Raw genomic sequence first — 22,109 nt, 5'->3', positions numbered from 1 at the left:
GGTCTCGATACGCCCGCTGCGCGGGCTACTCGACCAGCATGGGCGGCCCGCTGCGCGGGCTGCTCCATCATCACGGGCGGCCCGCTGCCCGGGCTGGCCGAGCCACAGCACATGCTGGTCGAGTAGGTGCCGCAGGCACCGTATCGAGACCGACGTGCTCGGCGGGGCGGGTCTCGATACGCCCGCTGCGCGGGCTACTCGACCAGCATGAGCGGCCCGCTTCGCAGGCTGAATGAAGTACAGGGCGGCCCGCTCTGCGGGCTGCTCGACTGCGGAGCCGCACCGCAAGCGCTGTGGGACGAGAAAACGCCCGCGGCCGCCCCCGGAGGGGCGACCGCGGACGTCGGGGCAGCTAGTGGTGGCCGTTGCCGTGGTTCGCGGTGGTCGGGCCGACGGCGGACTTCGAGACCTGCATCAGGAACTCGACGTTCGAGGACGTCTCCTTCAGGCGGGACAGGATGATCTCGAGCGCCTGCTGCTGGTCGAGCCCGGCGAGGGCGCGGCGCAGCTTCCAGGTGATCTTGACCTCGTCCGAGCTGAGGAGCATCTCCTCGCGGCGGGTGCCCGACGCGTTCACGTCGACGGCGGGGAAGATCCGCTTGTCGGCGAGGTGACGCGAGAGGCGGAGCTCCATGTTGCCGGTGCCCTTGAACTCCTCGAAGATCACCTCGTCCATCTTCGAGCCGGTCTCGATGAGCGCCGTCGCGAGGATGGTGAGCGATCCGCCGTTCTCGATGTTGCGCGCCGCGCCGAAGAACTTCTTCGGCGGGTACAGCGCCGACGCGTCGACGCCACCCGAGAGCACGCGGCCTGAGGGAGCGGCGGTCACGTTGTAGGCGCGGCCGAGGCGGGTGATCGAGTCGAGCAGCACGACGACGTCGTGGCCCAGCTCGACGAGACGCTTGGCGCGCTCGATGGCGAGCTCGGCGACCGTGGTGTGGTCCTCCGCCGGGCGGTCGAACGTGGAGGCGACGACCTCGCCGCGCACGGTGCGCTGCATGTCGGTGACCTCCTCGGGACGCTCGTCGACGAGCACGACCATGAGGTGGACCTCGGGGTTGTTCTGCACGATCGCGTTCGCGATCTGCTGCAGGACGATCGTCTTGCCGGCCTTGGGCGGCGCGACGATGAGGCCGCGCTGGCCCTTGCCGATCGGGGCGACCAGGTCGATGATCCGCTGGGTCAGCTTGCCCGGCTCCGTCTCGAGGCGCAGGCGCTCGGTCGGGTAGAGCGGCGTGAGGTCGTGGAACTCGACGCGCGCGGCGGCCTCGTCGACGGTCTGGCCGTTGATCGAGTCGACGCGGACGATGGCGTTGTACTTCTGGCGGCCGCCGCCCTCGCCCTCGCGGGGCTGGCGGATCGCGCCGACGACGGCGTCGCCCTTGCGCAGGTTGTACTTCTTGACCTGGCCGAGCGAGACGTAGACGTCGCTGACACCGGGCAGGTAGCCCGTGGTGCGCACGAAGGCGTAGTTGTCGAGGACGTCGAGGATGCCGGCGACCGGGATGAGGACGTCGTCCTCGCTGATCTCGGGCTCGAAGTCGTCGCCGACCGCTCCCCCGCGGCGCTTGCGGTCGCGGTAGCGGCTGCGGCGGCCGTCCTCGCCGTCGGCCTGCTGGCCGTTCTGCGAAGATCCCTGGGCGTTCTGCCCGTTGCCGCCCTGCGGCTGACCGCCCTGGTTGCCGCCCTGGTTCGACGGCGCCTGGCCGTTGCCGTTCTGCGCGGCGCCGTTCTGGCCGTTGCCGTTCTGACCGTTGTTCTGGCCGCCGTTGTTCTGCGCGTTGCCGCCCTGGCCGTACTGCTGGCCGTCGTTCGCCTGGCGGTCCTCGCCGCGGCGGTTGCGGTTGCGGCGGTTGCGGCCGCGGCCGGTGCCCTGCTGGTCGCCGCCGTTCTGCTGGCCGTCGTTCTGCTGGTCGCCGGAGTTCTGCTGCTCGTCCTGGCGGTCGCCGGAGTCCGGCTCGTCGCCGGCGTCCTGCGCGGAGGACTCGACGGCGTCGGTGGTCTCGGGCTGCTCGTTCTGCTCGGCGCTGCCGCCGCGGCTGCGACGGCGTCCGCGACGCTCGCGCTGGCCGCCCTCGCGGGAGGAGTCGTCCGACTCCGGCCCGTTGGGCAGCTCGATCTCGATGACGGGCCGCGGCGCCTGCTCGGCGTCGGGGGCCTGCTCGATCACGGGCGGGAGCTCGGGGATGAGCGACTCGACGCCGCTGCCAGCGGGGATGTTGACGTGCTCGCCGGCGGCGACGGTGCCGCTGGACGCGCGACGAGAGCCGCGGCGACGGGGAGCGCGCTCGGCGGGCTCGGCGACCGGCTCGGCGGCGACGGGGAGCTCGAGCTCGACCGGTGCGGCCTCGGCGGCGGCGGGTGCCGGCTCCTCGGTCGTGGCGGCGGCCTGCTCGAGGACGTCGGCGGTGTCCGCCTCCGTGCTCTCGGCGGGCGCGGGCACCTCGGCGGGGGCCTCGAGCACCGGAGCGCTCTGCTCCGCCACGTCGGCGGGCTCGGCCTCGACGCTCGTGCCGTCGACGACGGGCTCGGCCTCGGCCGGCTCGGCGAAGGCCTGCTCGGCGACCGAGGGCTCGGCGGGCGCCTGCTCCTCGGCGGGAGCGGCGGGCTCGGCGCCCTCGGAGTCCGCACCGGCGCGGAGGTCCGAGATGGCCGAGACGAGCTCGCCCTTGCGGAGCTTGGAGGCTCCGCCGATGCCGAGGCTCGTCGCGAGGGCCTGGAGCTCCGCGACGCGGAGGCCGATGAGATCGGCGTTGGTGTCCGCGGCGGTACCGCGGGTGTTGACATCTGTCACTGGAGAGGGGTTCCTTCCCCCCGGGAGCGATCGCTCACCGGGAGAGCACATCAGCCGTGCGGGTCCATCGCGAGTTCTGATCCACGCGATGCTCTCGGTCGCCGGCTCGACCTGCCTCGGGAAGCGCAGAGAGGGCACGAGCGACCAGGCGCTGATCTGCAAGAGAAGCAGGGGCGCCCTTCACACGATGTGATGGCCGTGATTATCGGGACGATCCGTCGGACAGATTCCGCTCGTTACGCGGCTCCTCGGGATGCGATCCCCACTGTAGCACCCTTGAAGTCGACGGCCAGCATGTGCGCCCGCCAGGGCGTGTGCGCCTCCTTCGCCACCAGATCTGCGGCGGCGAGGCGCTGCGCGGGGTCGCTGCAGAGCACGAGGACGCTCGGTCCGGCGCCGGAGACGACGGCCGCGTAGCCGTGCGAGCGCAGCAGCGCGATCAGCTCGGAGGTCTGCGGCATCGCCGCCGCCCGGTAGTTCTGGTGCAGCTTGTCCTCGGTCGCCGCGAACAGCAGCTCGGGGCTCTGGATGAGGGCCGCGATGAGCAGCGACGAGCGCGACACGTTGAAGACCGCGTCCTCGTGCGGGACGCTGATCGGCTGCAGCGAGCGCGCCAGCCGCGTCGACATGGTGTGCTCGGGCACGAAGACGACCGGCGAGACGCCGCGGTGCACCATCAGCTTCTTGGAGCGCGGCCGCAGCGGCGCCTCCGGCCCGCCCTCGGCACCGGGCTCCACCCAGGCGATGGTGAGACCGCCGAAGAGCGCCGGCGCGACGTTGTCGGGGTGCCCCTCCATCTCGGTCGCGATCCGGAGCAGGTCGTCGGAGTCGAGCTCGACGATGCCGTCGAGCAGACCCTTGGCCGCCATGATCCCGGAGACGATCGCCGCTCCCGAGGAGCCCATGCCGCGGCCGTGCGGGATGATGTTGCGCGCCGTCACCTCGATGCCGGGCATCTCCTGCCGCTGGTCGGCGAAGGTGTAGGCGATGGCCTGCACGACGAGGTTCGTCTCGTCGGTCGGCACCTCGCCCTCGCCCACGCCGTGCACCGAGACCCGAGCACCCGTCGCCGTGACGGCCGTCACCTCGAGCTCGTCGTAGGCCGAGAGCGCGAGGCCGAGCGTGTCGAACCCGGGGCCGAGGTTCGCCGAGGTCGCGGGGACCTTGACGTGCACGGTGCGGCCGACGGGAACCGCCGAGGTCATGCGCCGGCCAGCCCCAGCACGTCGGCGATCGCCGCGGTGTCCACGGGCACGACGGTCGGAGTGATGTCCTCGCCGTCCGCGGTGCGCAGGGCCCACTGCGGGTCCTTCAGGCCGTGGCCGGTGACGGTCAGCACGACGGTGGCGTCCTTGGGGATCGCCCCCGCCTCGGCGCGCTCCAGCAGGCCGGCGACGCTGATCGCGGAGGCGGGCTCGACGAAGACGCCGACCTCGCCCGCGAGGATGCGGTACGCCTCGAGGATCTTCTCGTCGCTGATCGCGCCGAAGTAGCCGTCGCTGACGCTGCGCGCGTTGAGCGCGAGCTCCCACGAGGCCGGGTTGCCGATCCGGATCGCGCTGGCGATGGTCTCGGGGTGGCGGACGACCGCGCCGTGCACGATCGGCGCGGAGCCCTCGGCCTGGAAGCCGAACATGCGGGGCAGCTTCGTCGACTCGCCGCGCTCGAGCTCCTCGGAGTAGCCGCGGAAGTAGGCGGTGTAATTGCCCGCGTTGCCGACCGGGACGATGTGGAAGTCCGGCGCGTCGCCGAGGACCTCGACGACCTCGAAGGCCGCGGTCTTCTGGCCGGCGATGCGGTCCGGGTTGACCGAGTTGACCAGGTGCACCGGGTAGTTCTTCGCGAGGTCGCGGGCGATGTCGAGGCAGTCGTCGAAGTTGCCCTGGACCTGCAGCAGCTGCGCGTTGTGCGCGATCGCCTGGCTCAGCTTGCCGAGCGCGATCTTGCCCTCGGGCACGAGCACCGCGGCGGTGATGCCGGCGTGCGTCGCGTAGGCCGCGGCGGAGGCGGAGGTGTTGCCGGTCGAGGCGCAGATGACGGCCTTCGCGCCGTGCTCGACGGCCTTCGAGATCGCCATGGTCATGCCGCGGTCCTTGAAGGAGCCGGTCGGGTTCATGCCCTCGTACTTGACCCAGACCTTCGCGCCCGTGCGGGCCGAGAGAGCCGCCGCCGGGATGAGCGGGGTGCCGCCCTCGCCGAGCGTGATGACGGGGGTCGCCTCGGTGACATCGAGGCGGTCCGCGTACTCGTGCAGGACTCCGCGCCACTGCTTGGCCATCTCAGGCTCCTTCAACTCGTAGAACGGACGTCACGGCGCCGACGAACCCGTGGGATTGGAGAGCGGTGACGGTGGCCGCCAGATCGGACTCTGCCGCGGCGTGCGTGCCGATGACCAGGGTAGCGGTCGGCTCGCGCCGCTCCGCACCGGCGTCGGCCAGCGGGTCGAGCACCGGCGGGGTCTGCACGAGCGTCTCGACGGACACCCCGTGCTCGGCGAAGACGCCGGCGATCTGGGCGAGCACGCCGGGGCGGTCGAGCACCTCGAGCGTCACCTGGTAGCGGGTGGTGACGTGCCCGATCGGAAGCACCGGGAGTCCTGAGCTGGCGCTGGTGACGAGGCCCGGACCGCCGACGACGTGGCGGCGCGCGGCCGAGACGACGTCGCCGAGCACGGCCGAGGCGGTCTCGACGCCGCCGGCGCCCGCGCCGTAGAACATCAGGCTGCCGGCGGCCTCCGCCTCGACGAAGACGGCGTTGTTCGCGCCGTGCACGGCGGCGAGCGGGTGCGAGCGGTGCACGAGCGCGGGGTAGACGCGCGCCGAGACGCCCTCCTCCCCCGTCTTCGCGTCGACCAGGCGCTCGCAGATCGCGAGCAGCTTGATGACGTAGCCGGAGGCGCGCGCCTGCTCGACCTGCTGCTGCGTGACGGCGGTGATGCCCTCGCGGTGCACCAGCGAGACCGGCACGTCGGTGTGGAAGGCGAGCCGGGCGAGGATCGCCGCCTTCTGCGCGGCGTCGTAGCCCTCGATGTCGGCGGTCGGGTCGGCCTCGGCGTAGCCGAGCTCGGTGGCGAGCGCGAGCGCCTCCTCGAGCGTGGCGTGCTCCGTGTCCATCCGGTCGAGGATGAAGTTGGTGGTGCCGTTCACGATGCCGAGGATCCGGTGCACCCGGTCGCCGGCGAGGCTGTCGCGCAGCGGGCGGATGATCGGGATCGCCCCGGCCACCGCGGCCTCGTAGTTGAGCTGCGCTCCCACCTGGTCGGCCGCCTCGAACAGCTCGTTGCCGTGCGCGGCGAGCAGCGCCTTGTTGGCGGTGATCACGTCGGCGCCCGAGGAGATCGCCTTGAGGATGTAGCTGCGCGCCGGCTCGAGGCCGCCGATCAGCTCGACGACGATGTCGGCGCCGAGGATCAGCGCCTCGGCGTCGGTGGTGAGGTACTCCTTGGGGATGTCCGCGGTGCGCGGCGCGTCGAGGTCCCGGACGGCCACGCCGGCGAGCTCCAGCGGCGCCCCCACGCGCTGGGCGAGCTCGTCGCCGTGGTCGAGCAGGAGGCGTGCCACCTGGGCACCGACGGACCCGGCGCCCAGCAGGGCGACGCGGAGGCTGCGGTACTCGATCATCGGAGGATGGCCTTTCGTTCGATGCCGGCATCGCGGCGGAGGAGGTCGTCCTCGGTCTCGCCGTGCACGATGACGCGCGCGACTCCGTCCCGGACGGCGACGACCGGGGGGCGGCCGAGGTGGTTGTAGTTGCTCGACAGCGACCAGCAGTAGGCGCCGGTCGCGGCGACGGCGAGCAGGTCGCCCGGCTGCACGTCGGCGGGGAGGAAGTCGTCGTGGACGACGATGTCGCCCGACTCGCAGTGCTTCCCGGCCACGCGCACGAGGGCCGGCTCGGCGTCGGAGACGCGGTTGGCGATCCGCGCCGTGTAGTCCGCGCCGTAGAGGGCGGGCCGCGCGTTGTCGCTCATCCCGCCGTCGACGCTGACGTAGCGGCGCACGCCGTCCGTGCCGACCGCGACGTCCTTGATGGTGCCGACCTCGTAGAGGGTCAGCCCGGCGGGCCCGATCAGCGAGCGGCCCGGCTCGATGGCGATGTGCGGCACCGGGATCCCGCGGCTCGCGCACTGCTCGCCGACCGCGTCCGCGATCGCCGCGGCGATGTCGTCGATCGGGGTCGGGTCGTCGGCGCTCGTGTAGGCGATGCCGAAGCCGCCGCCGAGGTTGAGCTGCGGGACCGGACCGTCCGCGAGGAGCCCCGCGTGCACCGCGAGCAGTCGCGAGGCCGACTCGGCGAAGCCGGCCGAGCCGAAGATCTGCGAGCCGATGTGGCAGTGCAGGCCGAGGAAGCGCAGGCTCCCGTGCGAGCGGATCCGGGCGACGGCGTCCGGGCAGTCCTCGAGGGTGATGCCGAACTTCTGGTCCTCGTGCGCGGTGGCCAGGAAGCTGTGGGTGTGCGCGTGCACGCCGCTGTTCACCCGGAGCCGCACCGGCTGGACGCGGCCGTGGCGCTCGGCCGCCGCGGCGACCCGCTCGATCTCGAGCACGCTGTCCAGGACGATCGCGCCGACGCCGGCCTCGACCGCCCGGTCGATCTCGGCGAGCGACTTGTTGTTGCCGTGCAGGCCCATGTGCTCGGGCTCGACGCCGGCGGCGAGCGCGACCGCGAGCTCTCCCCCGCTGCAGGTGTCGATGTTCAGGCCCTCGGCGCGCATCCAGCGCGCGACCTCGGTGGAGAGGAACGCCTTGCCGGCGTAGTAGACGGTGACGCCGGTGCCGATCCGGCCGAGCTCGCGCTCGAAGGCCTCGCGCGTCGCGACGGCGCGGCGGCGGGCGTCGTCCTCGTCGACGACGTAGAGCGGGGTGCCGAAGCGGGCGGCCAGCTCGGTCGCCGCGACGCCGGCGATCTCGAGACCGCCGTCCGCCGAGCGGAGCGTGCCGCCGGACCAGACGCCGTCGGCGAGCGCGTTCGCGTCCTCGGGGCGGTGCAGCCAGTCCGGAGCGAGGGGATGACGGGGGGCGCGGACGGGTGCGTCGGCGTGTGCCACGGGTGAGACCTCACAGGAGAGAGTGGGAGCGTCACTGCGTGGCGAGCGAGTCCGGATTGACCCCTGAAGCCAGCAAGATCCTTGAGAGTGCTGTCGGTGGCAGTGCTCTCGGTGCGCGCACTGCCGGCGTTCGGCCCACGGGACACGCGGGCACAGGGCTCCGATCCTACCGGTCGGGCGCTGCGCGTCCGTCCCGGGTCAGGAGCAGACGCCGGTCTCCTGCTGCGCCGGGTCGCTGAGGAACGTCGGAGAGAGGTCGAAGGAGGCGTTCAGCGAGTCGGCCGTCACAGCCACGCCGGTGAGGGCGAGGCCCTGCGGCACCGCGTCGGCGATGCAGACGGAGCGCGCGGCGAGCAGCCCCTCGGCGACGGCGCCGAAGCGGTCCTCGACGTCGGCGGCGCTGATCGTGGTGCCGCCCGCCGTCACCTCGGACGGCGTCAGCTCGATCGCGCCGTCGGCCGCGCCGAGCTCGATGCCGACGCCCGCGGCGAGGGTGAGCCCGAGCACGTCGACCGAGGTGCTGACGCGCACCAGCGGCGGGTCGAGCGTGACACCGTCGATCGGCACCTGGCTGCGCGCGGCGACGAGCGTGCTCACCGAGTCGGGGTCGAGGGCCACGGTCGCGCGTCCCGCCTCGAGCGGACCGTCGCCGCTCGCGGGGACGCCCTCGAGAGTCGCGTCGACATCGCCGTTGAGGTCGCCGAACGCGACGTCCTCACTGCGGATGTCGAGCCGGCCGAGCGAGCCGGCGATCAGCTGCGGCAGCACCGCCCAGCCGGCGACCTCGACCTCGACGGGGTGGTCCGCGGGGAGCGAGAGCGCCTCCCGGATGCTCGACGCCGCGGTGTCGGCGACCGCGCGGCGGGCGAGCACGTCGCCGACGACGGCGGCGACCGCCAGCAGCACGATCACGATCACGGCGACGATCGCGATCCGGCGGCCGCGGCGCGGCGCACCGGCATCGGCGGCGGTCACATCCGGTCCGGAGCGGTCACGCCGAGCAGCGAGAGCCCGTTGCGCAGGACCTGCGCCGTCGCGTCGTTCAGGCGCAGGCGGGTCGAGTGCACGGCCTCGATCGGGTCGTCGCCCTGCGGGACCACGCGGCAGTTGTCGTACCAGCGGTGGTAGAGACCGGCGATCTCCTCGAGGTAGCGGGCCACGCGGTGCGGCTCGCGCAGCTCGGCGGCCAGGGCGACGATGCGCGGGAACTCCTGCAGCCCGCCCAGCAGTGCCGACTCGCTCGGGTGCACGAGCGTCTCGGGGGCGAACGGCTCGCGCGGCACGCCCGACGCCTCCGCCTTGGCCGCCACCTGCCGGGTGCGGGCGTGCGCGTACTGCACGTAGTAGACGGGGTTGTCGTTGCTGCGCTTCGTGAGCAGGTCGAGGTCGATGTCGAGCGAGGAGTCGGCCGAGGAGCGCACCAGCGAGTAGCGCGCGGCGTCGACGCCCACAGCCTCGACGAGGTCCTCCATCGTCACCACGGTGCCGGCGCGCTTGGACATCCGGACGGCCTGCCCGTCGCGGAGCAGGTTGACGAGCTGGCCGATCAGGATCTCGAGGTTGACGCCCGGGGTGTCGCCGAAGGCCGCGCACATCGCCATCATCCGGCCGATGTAGCCGTGGTGGTCGGCGCCGAGCATGATGATGGCCCGGTCGAAGCCGCGCTCGCGCTTGTCGAGGTAGTAGGCGAGGTCGCCGGCGATGTAGGCCGCCTCCCCGTCGCTCTTGATGATGACGCGATCGCGGTCGTCGCCGAAGTCCGTGGTGCGCAGCCAGGTCGCTCCGTCGGCCTCGAAGATGTGGCCGAGCTCGCGGAGGCGCTCGATCGCGCGCTCGACGGCACGCGACTCGTGCAGCGAGTTCTCGTGGAAATAGACGTCGAAGTCGACGCCGAACTCGTGCAGGCTCTGCTTGATCTCGCCGAACATCAGGTCGACGCCGATCGAGCGGAAGGTCTCGTTCAGCTCGGCCTCGGGCAGGACCGAGAGGTCGCCCGGGTAGGCCGCGACGACGCGATCGGCGATGTCGGCGATGTACGCGCCGCCGTAGCCGTCCTCGGGCGTCGGCTCGCCGCGATAGGCGGCGAGGACGCTCCGGGTGAAGCGGTCGATCTGCGCGCCGTGGTCGTTGAAGTAGTACTCGCGGGTCACCTCGGCGCCCTGCGCGATCAGCACGCGGGCCAGGCTGTCGCCGACGGCCGCCCAGCGGGTCCCGCCGATGTGGATGGGGCCGGTGGGGTTGGCCGAGACGAACTCGAGGTTCATCTTCAGACCGGAGTAGGCGGAGCCGGTGCCGTAGGCCTCGCCCGCGTCGACGATCGCGCCGGCGAGCGCGCCCGCCGCGGCGGCGTCGAGCCGCACGTTGAGGAACCCGGGGCCGGCGACCTCGACCGAGGCGACGCCGTCGACCGCGCCGAGGCCCTCGGCGAGCTCGGTCGCGAGCTCGCGCGGGTTCGCCCCGGCCTTCTTCGCGATCTTCATCGCGATGTTCGAGGCCCAGTCGCCGTGGTCGCGGTTCTTCGGCCGCTCGAGCACGACGTCGCCGAGCGCGACCTCGGCGTCGCTCCCTCGTCGCTGCACGGCGTCGAGGACGAGGGCGTGCAGGGAGGCGGCGAGCTGTTCGGGAGTCACGGGGCACGATTCTACCGGCCGGTCCCCACGCGCCTTCTTCCTGCTGATCGGGCCGCCGTCTTCCTGCTGATCGAGCAACCGGCGTATCGATATCCACCGATTCATGCTGATCGAGTAGCCGGCGCAGCCGGCGTATCGAGATCCACCGTCACCGAGAGCCCGCCCGTCAGACCCCGCCCGCCCGCGCCTCGGCGCCCCGCCCGCCGCGATTGCTAGGGTGCAGCGCATGCGCCGACCCGCCGCCCTCGCCCTCCTCGTCGTCGTCGCCGCCCTCGCCGGCTGCGCGCCGGCCGCGGATCCGGTGCCGAGCGCGAGCGACGCGGTCACCGGCACGCCGGTAGCCGTCACCTGCGAGCAGCTCGTGCCCGCCTCCGCCCTGACCGGCCTCTGGGCGGGCTTCTCCCCCAGCGACGCGGTGGAGCCGACCGCGGTCTCCGCCGAGATCGCCGGCTACGACGGCCTGGTCTGCGGCTGGGCCGACTCCGAGGGCGCCGACTTCCAGCTCGCGGTCGCCCGGCTCGACCCGGCCGTCATCGAGGCCCTCAAGAACGAGTTCTTCACCACGAGCGAGGCCGTCCCCACCTACGGCCGGCCGCCGGAGATCGAGGGGTACTACGAGGTCGCCGACAGCCGCGGCATCGCGGACGCCTTCATCGGCGACCACTGGCTCGAGGCGTCGAGCGCGTCGTTCGTCGAGCCGGGCGATCCGGAGCCGCTCGTGCGCGCGGCGCTGGACGCCCTCGCCGGCTGACCGCCCCGGTCGGAGGGGGTGGGCTCAGCCCAGGCGCACCGGCGAGACGTGGTCGTCCTCGACGACCTCGTCGCAGGTCGCCTCGACGTTCATCGTCTCGAGCCGCAGGTCGGTGAGGTAGCTGCTGAGGAAGGCCGTGTCGGCGGTGTCGCGGCCGGAAGAGATCCGGAGCATCGACGGCCGCGGAGCGAGCCGGGTCGCGTCGACCACGTGCCAGGCTCCGTCGACCCAGGCCTCCGACACCGCGTGGAAGTCGCGCGGCTCGAGGCCGGGAGCGTAGACGGCGGTCACCCGCGCCGGGATGTCGAGCGCGCGGAGCAGCCCCACGACGGTGTGCGCGAAGTCGCGGCAGACGCCCTGCCCGCTCTCGATCACCTGCGCGGCTCCCCCGGTCGCGACCGTCGAGCCGTAGACGTAGGAGAGATGCGCGTGCACCCACTCCTCGACCGCGGCGAGCGCCTCGAAGCCCCGCGCCCGGCCGAACTCGCGCCGGGCGATGCCGCCGAGCGCATCCGTCTCCGCGTAGCGGCTCGGCCGCAGGTACTCGACCAGCTCGAGCTCGCTCGGCTCGTCCGGCACACCGCGCCCGGAGACGCGACCGCGGTACTCCACCTGCATCGCCCCGGCGTTCGCCGCGACACGGTGCACCCGCGCGCCGTGCCGCGCCGGGAACTCCCGCACCGGGACGGGCTCGCCGTCCAGAGTGACGGTGAACGAGTCCTCGAACCCGTCTCCGGTCGGCGTCGCCGCCATCAGGAAGATCAGGTCGGTCGGCCCGTTCAGTCGCAGGCCCAGCGAGGCGGAGACGGTGCGCAGCATGCCTCCATCGTGGCACGACCGCACGGCCCGCCAGGGCGTCCGGCAGCGCCCACCCCGGGTGCTAATGTTGACAGGCACTCCTGGCCCCCATAGCTCAGGGGATAGAGCACTGCCCTCCGGAGGCAGGGGCGTAGGTTCGAATCCTACTGGGGGCACCACTTCCCAAGGCCCGGAATCACGCTGAAAGCAGCGCAGCCGGGCCTTCCTCGCTCCCGCTCGCCTTCTCCGACGACCGTCCCGACCAGGTCAGGGTCCTCGGCTGATCAGCCGCCGCCTGTGGCCGCGCGCCGCGGTCGCCGGAGACGCTCGACGACGCCGAGCACCCGGGCACGCACGGCCTCGGTCCTCCGCTCCGTGAGCGCGCCGAAGGCCCAGCCCACGGCGCAGGCGAGGAGCGCGAGAGCGAGGACGGTCGCCCAGCTCGCCGCCGAGGGCTGCCACCAGGCCGACGGCGGCGGGAACAGCAGCGCGTGGAGCAGCATCAGCACGGGCACGTGCGTCGCGTAGAGCGAGAACGAGAACCCCGAGACCCAGGTGCCGCCGCGCAGCAGGCGGTCGAGACCCGTGCCGGGAGTCCCCTCGGAGTGGCACAGCACGACGACGAGGGCCGCCGCCGCGACCGTCGTCGCCCACGTCGTCCAGCCGAGATCGTCCGTCCCTGCTCTCGCGAGGCGATCGACCGACATCGCCGCGATCAGGAGCAGCAGCACCGCGAGGATCGAGGCGGCGGTGCCCTTCGGTCCGAGTCGGGAGAGGAACCGCGTGGCCGCCGATCCCTTCCAGGCGACCGCCGCGCCGGCGAGCCAGGCGAGGAAGAGGCCGGTGCCCGCCGGCCCGAGAACGCAGACGATCACGACGGCGGCCCCGGCGCGCAGCACTCTCCGCTGCCGGGAGCCGCACGTGAGCCCGACGAGGAGCAGCGGGAACAGGAGGTAGTAGCCGGCCTCGTAGCCGATCGACCAGAGCGGCTGGTCGGTGCCGAAGGGCCGGACCAGGTGCGGCTGGAGGAAGATCACGTTGCCCAGCGCCCCGAGGACGCCGCCATCGACCTGGGCGGAACCCCCCGGCGCGTACTGCGGCCGGTCCGCGAGGAAGGCGACGCCGACGGCGTCGAGGACGGCGGTGAGCACGAGGGCCGGGATCAGGACGAGCCAGAGCCGGGTCAGTCGGGACGTGAGGTACCTGGTCCAGCTGAATGTGCCGCGGGAGAGGGAGCTGAGCACGGAGCCGCCGACGAAGAAGCCGCTCAGGACGAAGAAGACGATGACGGCGCCGTGACCGAGGGAGGTCAGCGCATAGAGCGTGCTGTCGACGGGACCGAGCCGCGTCTCACCGGCCGGGATCAGGAAGGCCTGCCGCACGTGGGCGACGAGGACGAGCAGCGCCGCGCAGGCCCGGATGGAATCGAGGGATCGATAGGTCATCGCGGCCGCTCCGTCCCGTCACCCGGACGCGGCGGAGCTCGCAGCGATAGCAGCGGGGGACGTCAGCAGGCTGCCGCATCGGCGGCGGCTCTCGTCCTCAGGACGCTGCCGACGGCGGAACTGGCGCGGGACGGCACGTCCACCACTCTCCGCGACGCCGCCGTCAGGCGCTCAGACCGGACCTCTGCGCTTTGCGAGCGCACGTGAGGAGCAGTACAGCTCGGCCGCAGGGTTCGTCTCCCACAGTACCCGCAGGGAGGTCGGGCGCGATCAGACGTACAGGTAGTTCGTCCTCGCACAGGCGTCGTCACAGAAGCCGTCGCGTCGAGCCGGCTTGACGCCGCAGGCCTCGCACCGTGAGGAACTGGAGTTCTTGCGCGAGAACGAGAACGCCGCCGCAGGAGCCCTACGGTGCGACTGCTGCGGGGTGGACCGCTGGGCTGCCGATTCCTTGGGGATTCTGACGGCCGCTCCGATGAAGCGGGCGAGGATCGAGGGCGGTCGTGAGATCTTCATGAGCATCGTTCGCTCCGTATCTACGCGACTTTCGGGTCGTCGCGTTTTGACGTACTTTACGCCCCCCGTAGGGGTACTGGCAGGGTGGAATTCCGTGCAAGTGCTGGAAAGTCTGGGCCTCCGCGCTCAGCACGTCCGCAACAGAGGAGCGGCAGCAGCACGATCACGTCCCGGCCGGTGAGCAGCGCGTTCCTCTCCCTCGCGCCGGGACACGCTCGGCGCACACGTCGTTCCTGAGAGCGGCGTCGTAGGGTGAGCCCGTGAAGATCCTTGTCGTCGAAGACGATCCAGCCATGGGCGAAGCACTCGTGGGCGGCCTAGAAGACGCCGGCTACGAAGCGGAGCTGACGACGAACGGCATCGACGCGCTCGTCGCGTTCAGCAACGCCGAGTTCTCGGCCGCCATCGTCGACGTGATGCTCCCCGCGATGTCGGGCTTCGAGATCTGCCGGCGCATCCGCGAGCTGGGCCGCTCCACGCCCATCCTGCTGCTCACCGCCCGCGACTCCGTCGAGGACCGCGTCTTCGGCCTGGACGCCGGCGCCGACGACTACCTGACGAAGCCGTTCGCGTTCACCGAGCTGAACGCGCGGCTGCGGGCTCTGCTGCGGCGGAGCCCCTCGCTGATGTCCACCTCGATCGAGGTCGGCCGCATCACCGTGGACGGCTCGAGCATCCGCCGCACCGCCGACAACACGCGCATCCACGTCAGTCCGAAGGAGCTCGAGCTGCTGAAGCTGCTGATCTCGCCGGTCGGCTCGGTCGTCACGCGCCAGCGGATCCTCTCCGAGATCTGGGGCGGTGGCGAGATCGTCGACAACAACATCGTCGACCAGTACGTCAGCTACCTCCGCAAGAAGCTGCCCGCCGAGGACACCGGGGTCAGCATCGTCACGGTGCGCGGCAAGGGCTACTTCCTCCGCCCGGTCGAGTAGCCGCATGGCCGCCCCGAGCCCGCTCGCCGCGGCGCGTGCCGCGAGGCGGCGCTCGGGAGCCCTGTCGATCCGCGCCCGGATCACGGTCGGCTCCGTCGCCGTCGCGACCGTGCTCTTCGCCCTCGCGGCGATGCTCTTCTACCAGGTCGTCACCGGGATCGTCGAGCGCAGCGAGCGGACGATCCTCGTCTCGATCGAGGACGAGATCCGGCGGGACATCGCGGCGGGCGACGTCCCCCGGGTCCGGGACTCCTCCACGGGTCAGCTCTATCTCGCGATCACCCCGGACGGCGCGGTCGACGCGACCACCATGCCGACCGAGGTGCGCCGCTCGGTGCAGGCGGAGCTGCGCGACCGCGCGGCCGACGCAGTGCCGCGCTACACCGAGGTCGCCACCGCCACCACGCGCTACCTGGTGCGCATCACCGCGGTGGAGGGCGAGGACGGCACCTGGAGCGTCGCCACCGCCCGCGACCAGGCCGCGTCGCAGCTGGTGCTCGACGACTTCGCGCACGTGCTGGTCTACGCCGCGATCTTCCTCGTGGTCACCTTCGGGCTCGCCTCCTGGATCCTCACCGGAGCAGCACTGGCCCCGGTGCGCCGGATGCGCGCGCGCGCCGACCAGATCGCTGCCGACCCCACTCCCGGCGATCAGCTGCCGGTCGTCGGCACCCGGGACGAGATCGACGAGCTCGCCGAGACTCTCAATGCGTTCCTCGCCAAGCAGACGGCCTCCCTGGCGCGGGAGAAGCAGATGGTCTCGGACGCCAGCCACGAGCTGCGGACGCCGCTCGCCGCCCTCTCCGCTCAGCTCGAGATCGCGCACCACCGCGTCGAGGACCCGGTCGCGGTCGACCGCGTGATCCTCGACGCGCAGAAGAGCGTCGACCGCCTGGTCCGCCTCGCGTCTGCACTGCTGGACATCTCCCGGATCGAGAGCCGCTCGGCCCGGCCCGCCTCGCCCTTCGCCGAGCTGGTCGACGAGCTGGTCGGCGCGGTCGACCGCACCCGGCTGCTCGCCGCCGAGTCGGACGTCGAGATCGACTACGAGATCGACGAGCGCGAGCCCGCCCGGCTCTACGCCGTCGCCACCCAGGACTTCGGCCGGGTGATCGACAACCTCGTCCGCAACGCGATCCAGGCGATCGGCCGCGGCGGGACGATCGTCGCGGCGCTCGCGCAGAAGGACGGCCGGCTGCTGCTGACGGTCTCCGACGACGGACCGGGCATGCCGGCGGAGTTCATCCCGGTCGCCTTCGATCGCTTCTCCCGTCCCGACGACTCGCGCACGATCGCCTCGGGCGGCAGCGGCCTGGGTCTCGCCCTCGTGCACACCACGGTGCTCTCCGGCGGCGGGACCGTGGCGCTCTCCAACCGGGAGCCGCACGGCCTCGCGGTCGACATCGTCCTGCCTCCGGTGGGCTCCGCCGCCCGCTGAGGCGACGGCCCGGCGGAGGGGCCGTCCGATCGCGACGGCCCGGACGCGACGAAGGCCCCCGGATCGCTCCGGGGGCCTTCGAGGTGGGTCAGCGCCGCTCGTCCTCCGGACGGATCGGAACCGGCTCCGCGTCCGCGGGCGGCGGCGACCAGACCGGCGCCGCCGACTCGGCGGGGGTGCCGTCGAGCAGGTTGCGCGCGCGGTTCACCACCTCGGGGTCGACGATCACCGAGTAGCTGGTGGCGATGACCTGCATCGTCGAGGTGAAGTCGCGGCGGCGGCGGTTGACCGCGTAGGAGGCGAGGCCGAAGAGCATGCCGAAGCCGGCACCGAGCAGCACGGCCGCGATGAGGAAGGAGAACTCGGTGGCCGGCGAGAAGATGATCAGCAGCAGGCCGAGGAAGACACCGAGCCAGGCGCCCGAGGCGGCGCCGGCCAGGGCGACGCGGCCCCAGGTCAGTTTGCCGGTGACGCGCTCCACGCTCTTGAGGTCGTTGCCGAGGATGGCCAGCTGCTTGACCGGGAAGTCGGCCCGGGCGAGGACGTCGACGGCCTGCTGCGCCTTCTCGTAGGTGTCGAAGGTGGCGAGGATCTCGCCGCGCGGGATCGTCGGGGAGACGGCGCCCCGGCGGTTGTTCATGGGCATCTGCTGAGTCACCCGCTCAGACTGTCACAGAGGACTTGGAGCATTCTGGACACGGATCGAGAGCTTCCCGAGCGCGCGATGGGAGCGCCGGGACCCCGCGCTCGGCTTCCGCAGGGGCGCCCGGGTCTAGGTTGGTAGCCGTGAGTTCCGCCAGAGTCTTCGTAGCGCGCTTGGCCGGTTGCAGCGTCTTCGACCCGGCGGGCGATCGCGTCGGCAAGGTCCGCGACGTCCTGCTCGTCCCCCGACAGAACGACGCGCCGCGCGTGGTCGGCCTGGTCGTCGAGATCCCCGGCCGCCGCCGGGTCTTCGTCTCGATCGGACGGGTGACCAGCATCGGCAGCGGGCAGATCATCACCACCGGCCTGATCAACGTGCGCCGCTTCGAGCAGCGCGGCGGCGAGGTCCGCGTCATCGCCGAGCTGCTCGGCCGGAAGATGACCTTCGTCGACGGCTCGGGCGACGCGATCGTCGAGGACGTCGCGATCGAGGAGGTCGGGCCGGGCGAGTGGGAGCTCGCACAGCTCTTCGTCCGCCGCCCCAAGACCAGCCCCTCCCCCTTCGCCAAGGGCGCCACCACCTTCGCCGGCTGGCGCGAGGTCCGCGAGAGCGTGTCCACCGAGGCGCAGTCCGCCGAGCAGTACGTGGCGAGCCTCGCCGAGCTCAAGCCCGCCGACCTGGCCAGCACGCTCCTCGACCTGCCGCAGCAGCGGATGCTCGAGGTCGCGGGCGAGCTCTCCGACGACCGGCTCGCCGACGTCCTCGAGGAGATGCCCGAGAGCGAGCAGGTCGAGATCCTCGGCCGGCTCGACGACGACCGCGCTGCCGACGTCCTCGATCAGATGCAGCCCGACGACGCCGCCGACCTGATCGCGCAGCTCTCGGACGAGCGCGGCGAGGCGCTCCTCGGCCTGATGGAGCCGGAGGAGGCGGACGACGTCCGCATGCTCCTCTCCTACGCCCCGGAGTCGGCCGGTGGCCTGATGACGACCGAGCCGATCATCGTCTCCTCCGAGGCGACCGTGGCCGAGGGCCTCGCGATGATCCGCCGCCACGAGCTGGCCCCGGCGCTCGGCGCCGCGGTCTGCGTGACCCTGCCGCCCTACGAGCCGCCGACCGGCCGCTTCCTCGGCATGGTGCACTTCCAGCGGATGCTCCGCTACCCGCCGCACGAGCGCCTCGGCACCCTGCTCGACCAGAGCCTGGACCCGATCACGCCCGACACCTCCGCAGCCGAGGTCGCCCGTATTCTCGCGAGCTACAACCTCGTCTCGGTGCCGGTCGTGGACGAGTCGCACCGCCTGGTCGGCGTCGTCACGATCGACGACGTGCTCGACTACCTCCTCCCCGACGACTGGCGCAGCCACGACGGCGACGACGAACCGCGCGTGCCGGTGAGCACGACGACCCAGGGCATACCGATCCCGGCACCGGTGGCGGCGGCGGGCAGGTTCAAGGCAGGACGACGAGGACGGAGGGGTGCGCGTGGCTAGGGACACCAAGCAGGATCGACGGCTCGACGCCCCGAAGGGCCTGCGCACGCGGGTGCTCCCCCGGCGCAACCGGCAGAGCAGCGACCGCTTCGGCCGCCTGACCGAGTCGTTCGCCCGCGGCATGGGCACGCCGTGGTTCCTCGTCGGCATGACGATCTTCTGCGTGTTCTGGCTGCTGTTCAACACCTACGGTCCGGAGGAGTCGCGCTTCGACTCCCAGGCCCTCGGCTTCACGGTGCTCACGCTGATCCTGTCGCTGCAGGCCTCCTACGCGGCGCCCCTGCTGCTGCTCGCGCAGAACCGCCAGGACGACCGCGACCGCGTGCAGATCGAGCAGGACCGCCAGCGCGCCGAGCGCAACCTGGCCGACACGGAGTACCTGGCCCGCGAGGTCGTCGCGCTGCGACTGGCGATCCGCGACATGGCGAGCAAGGACTTCATCCGCTCCGAGCTGCGCAGCCTCGTCGAGGAGCTCGAGAAGGACCGGGCGGAGTCGACCGCGAGCGAGCGGCGCGATGCCTGACCCGGCGACGCCCGACACGGTCGATCCCGCCGCTCTCGAGCAGGCGGTCCTCGCCGCACTGGCGCGAGTCATCGATCCGGAGATCCGGAAGCCGATCACCGAGCTCGACATGGTCGACTCGGTGTCGGTGGCCGAGGACGGCGCGGTGACCGTGGCGATCCGGCTGACGATCGTCGGCTGCCCCGCGGCGTCCGCGATCGAGCGCGACGTGCGCGCCGCAGCCGAATCGGCTGCAGGCGTCGGCGCCGTGCAGGTCGAGGTCGGCGTGATGACGCCGGCGCAGCGCACGGCTCTGACCGAGCGGCTGCGCGGCGGGCGGCGCGAGATGCCGTTCGGCCCGGACTCGCTGACGCGGGTCTACGCGGTGACGAGCGGCAAGGGCGGGGTCGGCAAGTCCACGGTCACCGCGAATCTCGCGGTGGCTCTGGCCCGGCGCGGACTCGCGGTCGGGCTGGTCGACGCCGACGTGCACGGCTTCTCCATCCCGGGGCTGCTCGGCCTCATGCACGACGGCCGCGTCGCGGGGCCGACGCGGGTCGGCGAGCTGATGCTCCCCCCGGTCGCCCACGGCGTGAAGGTGATCTCGATCGGGATGTTCCTCGAGGGAGACACCCGCGGCGCGGCCGTCTCCTGGCGCGGGCCGATGCTGCACCGCACCATCTCGCAGTTCCTCACCGACGTGTACTTCGGCGACCTGGACGTGCTGCTGCTCGACCTGCCACCGGGCACGGGCGACGTCGCGATCTCGATCGGCCAGCTCCTGCCGCACGCGGAGGTGCTGATCGTGACGACGCCGCAGCCGGCTGCCGCCGATGTGGCGGAGCGCAGCGGTGCGCTCGCCCGGCAGTCGGGGCAGCGGATCGTCGGCGTGGTCGAGAACATGTCCGGGCTGCCGCAGCCCGACGGGTCCGTGCTCGAGCTCTTTGGCAGCGGCGGCGGGGCCGAGGTGGCCCGCCGGCTCAGCGCGAGCGGTGAGGACGTGCCGCTGCTCGCCTCGCTGCCGATCAGCGTGGCGCTGCGCGCGGGCGGCGACGACGGCCTGCCGGTCGTCATCGGCGATCCGGAGGACCCGGCCGCCGTCGCGATCACGGAACTGGCTCGGATGCTCGCCTCGCGCCCGCGCGGTCTGACGGGCCGCCGCCTCCCGATGTCGGTCGGCTGAGGCCTTCGCCGCACGCCCCGGTTCGGGTGGGTCTCGATACGGCCGCTGCGCGGCCTACTCGACCAGCATGAGGGAGCCCGCTGCGCGGGCAGCTCGACCATCATGCAAGGGCCGCACTGCGGGCTGCTCGACCAGCAGCATCCGAGGGAAGTGCCGCGATCATGCTGGTCGAGTAGCCCCGCAGGGGCGTATCGAGCGGCGAAGCCGCTTCGCGTCTCGGTGGTGAGGGAAAGGGACGCGGCTGCGCCGCGTCATGCTGGTCGAGTAGCCCCGCCAGGGGCGTATCGAGACCCGCCGTCACCAGCAGAGCGGGTCTGCAGACTCAGGTGCAGACGGTGGTGGATCTCGATACGCCCGCTGCGCGGGCTACTCGATCAGCATGGTTCTTCCATACTTGTGAGGTGATCTTTCCTAGGAGACCCACCAGCGTCAGCACGTCGGCCGACGGGAGCGCGTCAGGTGGCTTCGAGGTCGATGGGCGGGGGCGCCACCGTCGAGAGCTCGCCGGCTCCGGCCGAGCGCTTCATCGTCGTGTAGTAGCTGTCCGCCGTGGAGGCGCCGCCACCCGCGGTGACGGGCGCGGAGACCGCGGAGGGCGGTTTGACCGTGGGGGCCGGCTCGTCCTCGAGCAGGGCGTCGCGGATGATGCGCCGCGGGTCGTACTGCCGCGGATCGAGCTTGCGCCAGTCGACCTCGTCGAACTCGTCGCCCATCTCGTCCTTCACGCGCTCGCGCGCCTGCGTGGCGAATCCGCGGACCTTCCGCACCAGCGCAGCGAGCTGCGAGGCGTAGTAGGGGAGGCGGTCAGGGCCCAGCACGAAGACGGCGATGACTCCGATGATGAGGAGCTTGTCGAACGTCAAACCGAACACGGGACCACCCTAGTCCGCCGCGCCTGCGCCGACGACCGCACGGACCCCCGTACCCTGGCGATGCGCAGGCGCGATCCGCCCGCCGCGACCACCACCAGAGGAGCCCACCCGTGTCCGACAAGGATGCCAACTGGAAGTACGCCGAGGACGCCGTCGTCGAGCCCGAGGCGATCGCCTCCGCCCGGCGGCTCGCCGTCGAGCTGGGCATCGACGCGATCGCGCCCTCGATCGGCGCGCAGTCCGCCCTCGTCGCGGCGGCCGCGCGGGCGACGTCGATCATCGAGATCGGCACCGGCACCGGCGTGAGCGGACTCTGGCTGCTCGACGGCGCTCCGGAGGCGATGCTGACCTCGATCGACTCGGAGGCGGTGCACCAGCAGCACGCGCGCGCCCAATTCCACGAGGCCGGCATCTCGCCGAACCGCCTGCGCCTGATCCCGGGACGCGCCCTCGAGGTGCTCCCCCGGATGAACGAGAACTCCTACGACATCGTCTTCGTCGACGGCGACCCGCTGCAGGTCATCGAGAACGTCGAGCACGCGCTGCGCCTGGTCCGCGTCGGCGGCACGGTGCTCGTGCCGCACGCTCTCTGGCGCGGCCGCGTCTCGAACCCGGCGCAGCGGGACGAGATCGCCTCCGCCTTCCGCACGCTGGTCGCCGAGGTCTGCGGCTCCCCCGCCGTGGTCAGCGTGCTGTCGCCGATCGGCGACGGGCTGCTCCAGGCGAACAAGCGCCGCGCCTAGCACCGAGCCGACCCCGGGAACGAGGGAACGCCCGCCGCATCGGATGCGGCGGGCGTTCTCGACGGTGCTGGTGGGTCAGGCTGGAGTCACCACCGACGCGAGAGCGTCGTGGAGTTCTTTCGCCTCTGCATCGTTGACTGAGACGACGAGGCGTCCGCCGCCTTCGAGCGGAACGCGCACGACGATGAGTCGCCCCTCCTTAACAGCCTCCATCGGTCCGTCTCCGGTCCTCGGCTTCATGGCCGCCATAGAGTTCCCCTTTCGTGACGTATCCGTCTATTATCGTGCATCCGCGCCAGGGACGAAATCGGCGGCCTTC

The 22,109-nt window shown here is 72.1% G+C and carries 19 protein-coding genes and 1 tRNA gene; 8 read left to right on the top strand and 12 right to left on the bottom strand.

Going from position 1 to position 22,109, the window contains the following annotated elements:
- Positions 1 to 352: 352 nt before the first annotated feature.
- From rho to argS, 7 genes are all read right to left on the bottom strand, one after another.
- The gene (gene rho, locus EDF36_RS04030; RefSeq protein WP_260300520.1) at positions 353 to 2,794 is read right to left on the bottom strand and encodes a transcription termination factor Rho; all 2,442 of its coding nucleotides are present in this window, start codon (positions 2,792 to 2,794) and stop codon (positions 353 to 355) included.
- A gap of 236 nt (positions 2,795 to 3,030) precedes the next feature.
- Positions 3,031 to 3,999, bottom strand: coding sequence for a homoserine kinase (gene thrB / locus EDF36_RS04025; RefSeq protein WP_123732011.1), 969 nt, complete (start codon positions 3,997 to 3,999; stop codon positions 3,031 to 3,033).
- Positions 3,996 to 5,072 carry a threonine synthase gene (thrC, locus tag EDF36_RS04020; RefSeq protein ID WP_123702854.1) on the bottom strand — a complete coding sequence of 359 codons (1,077 nt, stop codon included), beginning with the start codon at positions 5,070 to 5,072 and terminating at the stop codon, positions 3,996 to 3,998. The genes thrB and thrC overlap by 4 nt, the downstream gene beginning before the upstream one ends.
- A gap of 1 nt (position 5,073) precedes the next feature.
- On the bottom strand, positions 5,074 to 6,414 hold the full coding sequence (locus tag EDF36_RS04015; RefSeq protein ID WP_123732010.1) for a homoserine dehydrogenase: 1,341 nt from the start codon (positions 6,412 to 6,414) through the stop codon (positions 5,074 to 5,076).
- Positions 6,411 to 7,841 carry a diaminopimelate decarboxylase gene (gene lysA / locus EDF36_RS04010; protein WP_123702850.1) on the bottom strand — a complete coding sequence of 477 codons (1,431 nt, stop codon included), beginning with the start codon at positions 7,839 to 7,841 and terminating at the stop codon, positions 6,411 to 6,413. Before lysA ends, EDF36_RS04015 begins: the two co-directional genes overlap by 4 nt.
- Before the next feature lie 198 nt (positions 7,842 to 8,039).
- Positions 8,040 to 8,816, bottom strand: coding sequence for a DUF2993 domain-containing protein (locus EDF36_RS04005; RefSeq protein ID WP_123732009.1), 777 nt, complete (start codon positions 8,814 to 8,816; stop codon positions 8,040 to 8,042).
- Positions 8,813 to 10,471, bottom strand: a complete 1,659-nt coding sequence (argS, locus tag EDF36_RS04000; RefSeq protein WP_185020357.1) for an arginine--tRNA ligase — start codon at positions 10,469 to 10,471, stop codon at positions 8,813 to 8,815. The genes EDF36_RS04005 and argS overlap by 4 nt, the downstream gene beginning before the upstream one ends.
- Before the next feature lie 226 nt (positions 10,472 to 10,697).
- Between argS and EDF36_RS03995 the strand changes: the two genes are divergently transcribed.
- Positions 10,698 to 11,222 carry a hypothetical protein gene (locus tag EDF36_RS03995; RefSeq protein ID WP_148059964.1) on the top strand — a complete coding sequence of 175 codons (525 nt, stop codon included), beginning with the start codon at positions 10,698 to 10,700 and terminating at the stop codon, positions 11,220 to 11,222.
- 24 nt (positions 11,223 to 11,246) lie between these two features.
- Here the strand turns inward: EDF36_RS03995 and EDF36_RS03990 are convergent, their stop codons facing one another.
- Positions 11,247 to 12,041, bottom strand: coding sequence for a transglutaminase family protein (locus EDF36_RS03990; RefSeq protein WP_123732006.1), 795 nt, complete (start codon positions 12,039 to 12,041; stop codon positions 11,247 to 11,249).
- An 83-nt stretch (positions 12,042 to 12,124) separates the two neighbouring features.
- Here EDF36_RS03990 and EDF36_RS03985 point away from each other — a divergent pair.
- Positions 12,125 to 12,199: transfer RNA gene (locus EDF36_RS03985), tRNA-Arg, on the top strand.
- 105 nt (positions 12,200 to 12,304) lie between these two features.
- On the opposite strand, the gene EDF36_RS03980 is transcribed toward EDF36_RS03985, so the two are convergent.
- Positions 12,305 to 13,465: an acyltransferase gene (locus EDF36_RS03980; RefSeq protein ID WP_123732005.1), complete on the bottom strand. Its 1,161-nt coding sequence runs from the start codon at positions 13,463 to 13,465 to the stop codon at positions 12,305 to 12,307.
- 776 nt (positions 13,466 to 14,241) lie between these two features.
- Here EDF36_RS03980 and EDF36_RS03975 point away from each other — a divergent pair.
- Together EDF36_RS03975 and EDF36_RS03970 are read left to right on the top strand one after the other, a co-directional pair.
- A complete protein-coding gene (locus EDF36_RS03975; protein WP_260300519.1) occupies positions 14,242 to 14,916 on the top strand; it encodes a response regulator transcription factor in 675 nt (224 codons plus the stop codon).
- 4 nt (positions 14,917 to 14,920) lie between these two features.
- Positions 14,921 to 16,354: a cell wall metabolism sensor histidine kinase WalK gene (locus EDF36_RS03970; RefSeq protein ID WP_123732004.1), complete on the top strand. Its 1,434-nt coding sequence runs from the start codon at positions 14,921 to 14,923 to the stop codon at positions 16,352 to 16,354.
- Positions 16,355 to 16,442: 88 nt separating this feature from the next.
- Here EDF36_RS03970 and EDF36_RS03965 read toward each other — a convergent pair whose 3' ends face one another.
- Positions 16,443 to 16,994, bottom strand: coding sequence for a general stress protein (locus EDF36_RS03965; protein WP_185020356.1), 552 nt, complete (start codon positions 16,992 to 16,994; stop codon positions 16,443 to 16,445).
- 146 nt (positions 16,995 to 17,140) lie between these two features.
- Here EDF36_RS03965 and EDF36_RS03960 point away from each other — a divergent pair, with 146 nt between their 5' ends.
- From EDF36_RS03960 to EDF36_RS03950, 3 genes are read left to right on the top strand one after another with little or no spacing between them, the layout of a single operon-like run.
- Positions 17,141 to 18,490: a magnesium transporter MgtE N-terminal domain-containing protein gene (locus EDF36_RS03960; RefSeq protein WP_123732003.1), complete on the top strand. Its 1,350-nt coding sequence runs from the start codon at positions 17,141 to 17,143 to the stop codon at positions 18,488 to 18,490.
- Positions 18,483 to 19,013: a DUF1003 domain-containing protein gene (locus EDF36_RS03955; RefSeq protein ID WP_123704723.1), complete on the top strand. Its 531-nt coding sequence runs from the start codon at positions 18,483 to 18,485 to the stop codon at positions 19,011 to 19,013. Before EDF36_RS03960 ends, EDF36_RS03955 begins: the two co-directional genes overlap by 8 nt.
- Positions 19,006 to 20,175: an Mrp/NBP35 family ATP-binding protein gene (locus EDF36_RS03950; protein WP_123732002.1), complete on the top strand. Its 1,170-nt coding sequence runs from the start codon at positions 19,006 to 19,008 to the stop codon at positions 20,173 to 20,175. The genes EDF36_RS03955 and EDF36_RS03950 overlap by 8 nt, the downstream gene beginning before the upstream one ends.
- A gap of 455 nt (positions 20,176 to 20,630) precedes the next feature.
- Here the strand turns inward: EDF36_RS03950 and EDF36_RS03945 are convergent, their stop codons facing one another.
- Positions 20,631 to 21,047 carry a Sec-independent protein translocase TatB gene (locus tag EDF36_RS03945; RefSeq protein ID WP_123445460.1) on the bottom strand — a complete coding sequence of 139 codons (417 nt, stop codon included), beginning with the start codon at positions 21,045 to 21,047 and terminating at the stop codon, positions 20,631 to 20,633.
- Between the two features lie 110 nt (positions 21,048 to 21,157).
- Here EDF36_RS03945 and EDF36_RS03940 point away from each other — a divergent pair, with 110 nt between their 5' ends.
- A complete protein-coding gene (locus EDF36_RS03940) occupies positions 21,158 to 21,790 on the top strand; it encodes an O-methyltransferase (protein WP_123702830.1) in 633 nt (210 codons plus the stop codon).
- Between the two features lie 75 nt (positions 21,791 to 21,865).
- Here the strand turns inward: EDF36_RS03940 and EDF36_RS03935 are convergent, their stop codons facing one another.
- The gene (locus EDF36_RS03935) at positions 21,866 to 22,039 is read right to left on the bottom strand and encodes a DUF3117 domain-containing protein (protein WP_077221916.1); all 174 of its coding nucleotides are present in this window, start codon (positions 22,037 to 22,039) and stop codon (positions 21,866 to 21,868) included.
- Positions 22,040 to 22,109: the final 70 nt, after the last annotated feature.

Origin of the sequence: Rathayibacter sp. PhB152 (assembly GCF_003751395.1) — a bacterium.
Taxonomy (GTDB): Bacteria; Actinomycetota; Actinomycetes; order Actinomycetales; family Microbacteriaceae; genus Rathayibacter; species Rathayibacter festucae.
The sequence above is the reverse complement of the archived record's forward strand: the minus strand, read 5'-3'. Positions and strand labels throughout refer to the sequence as shown.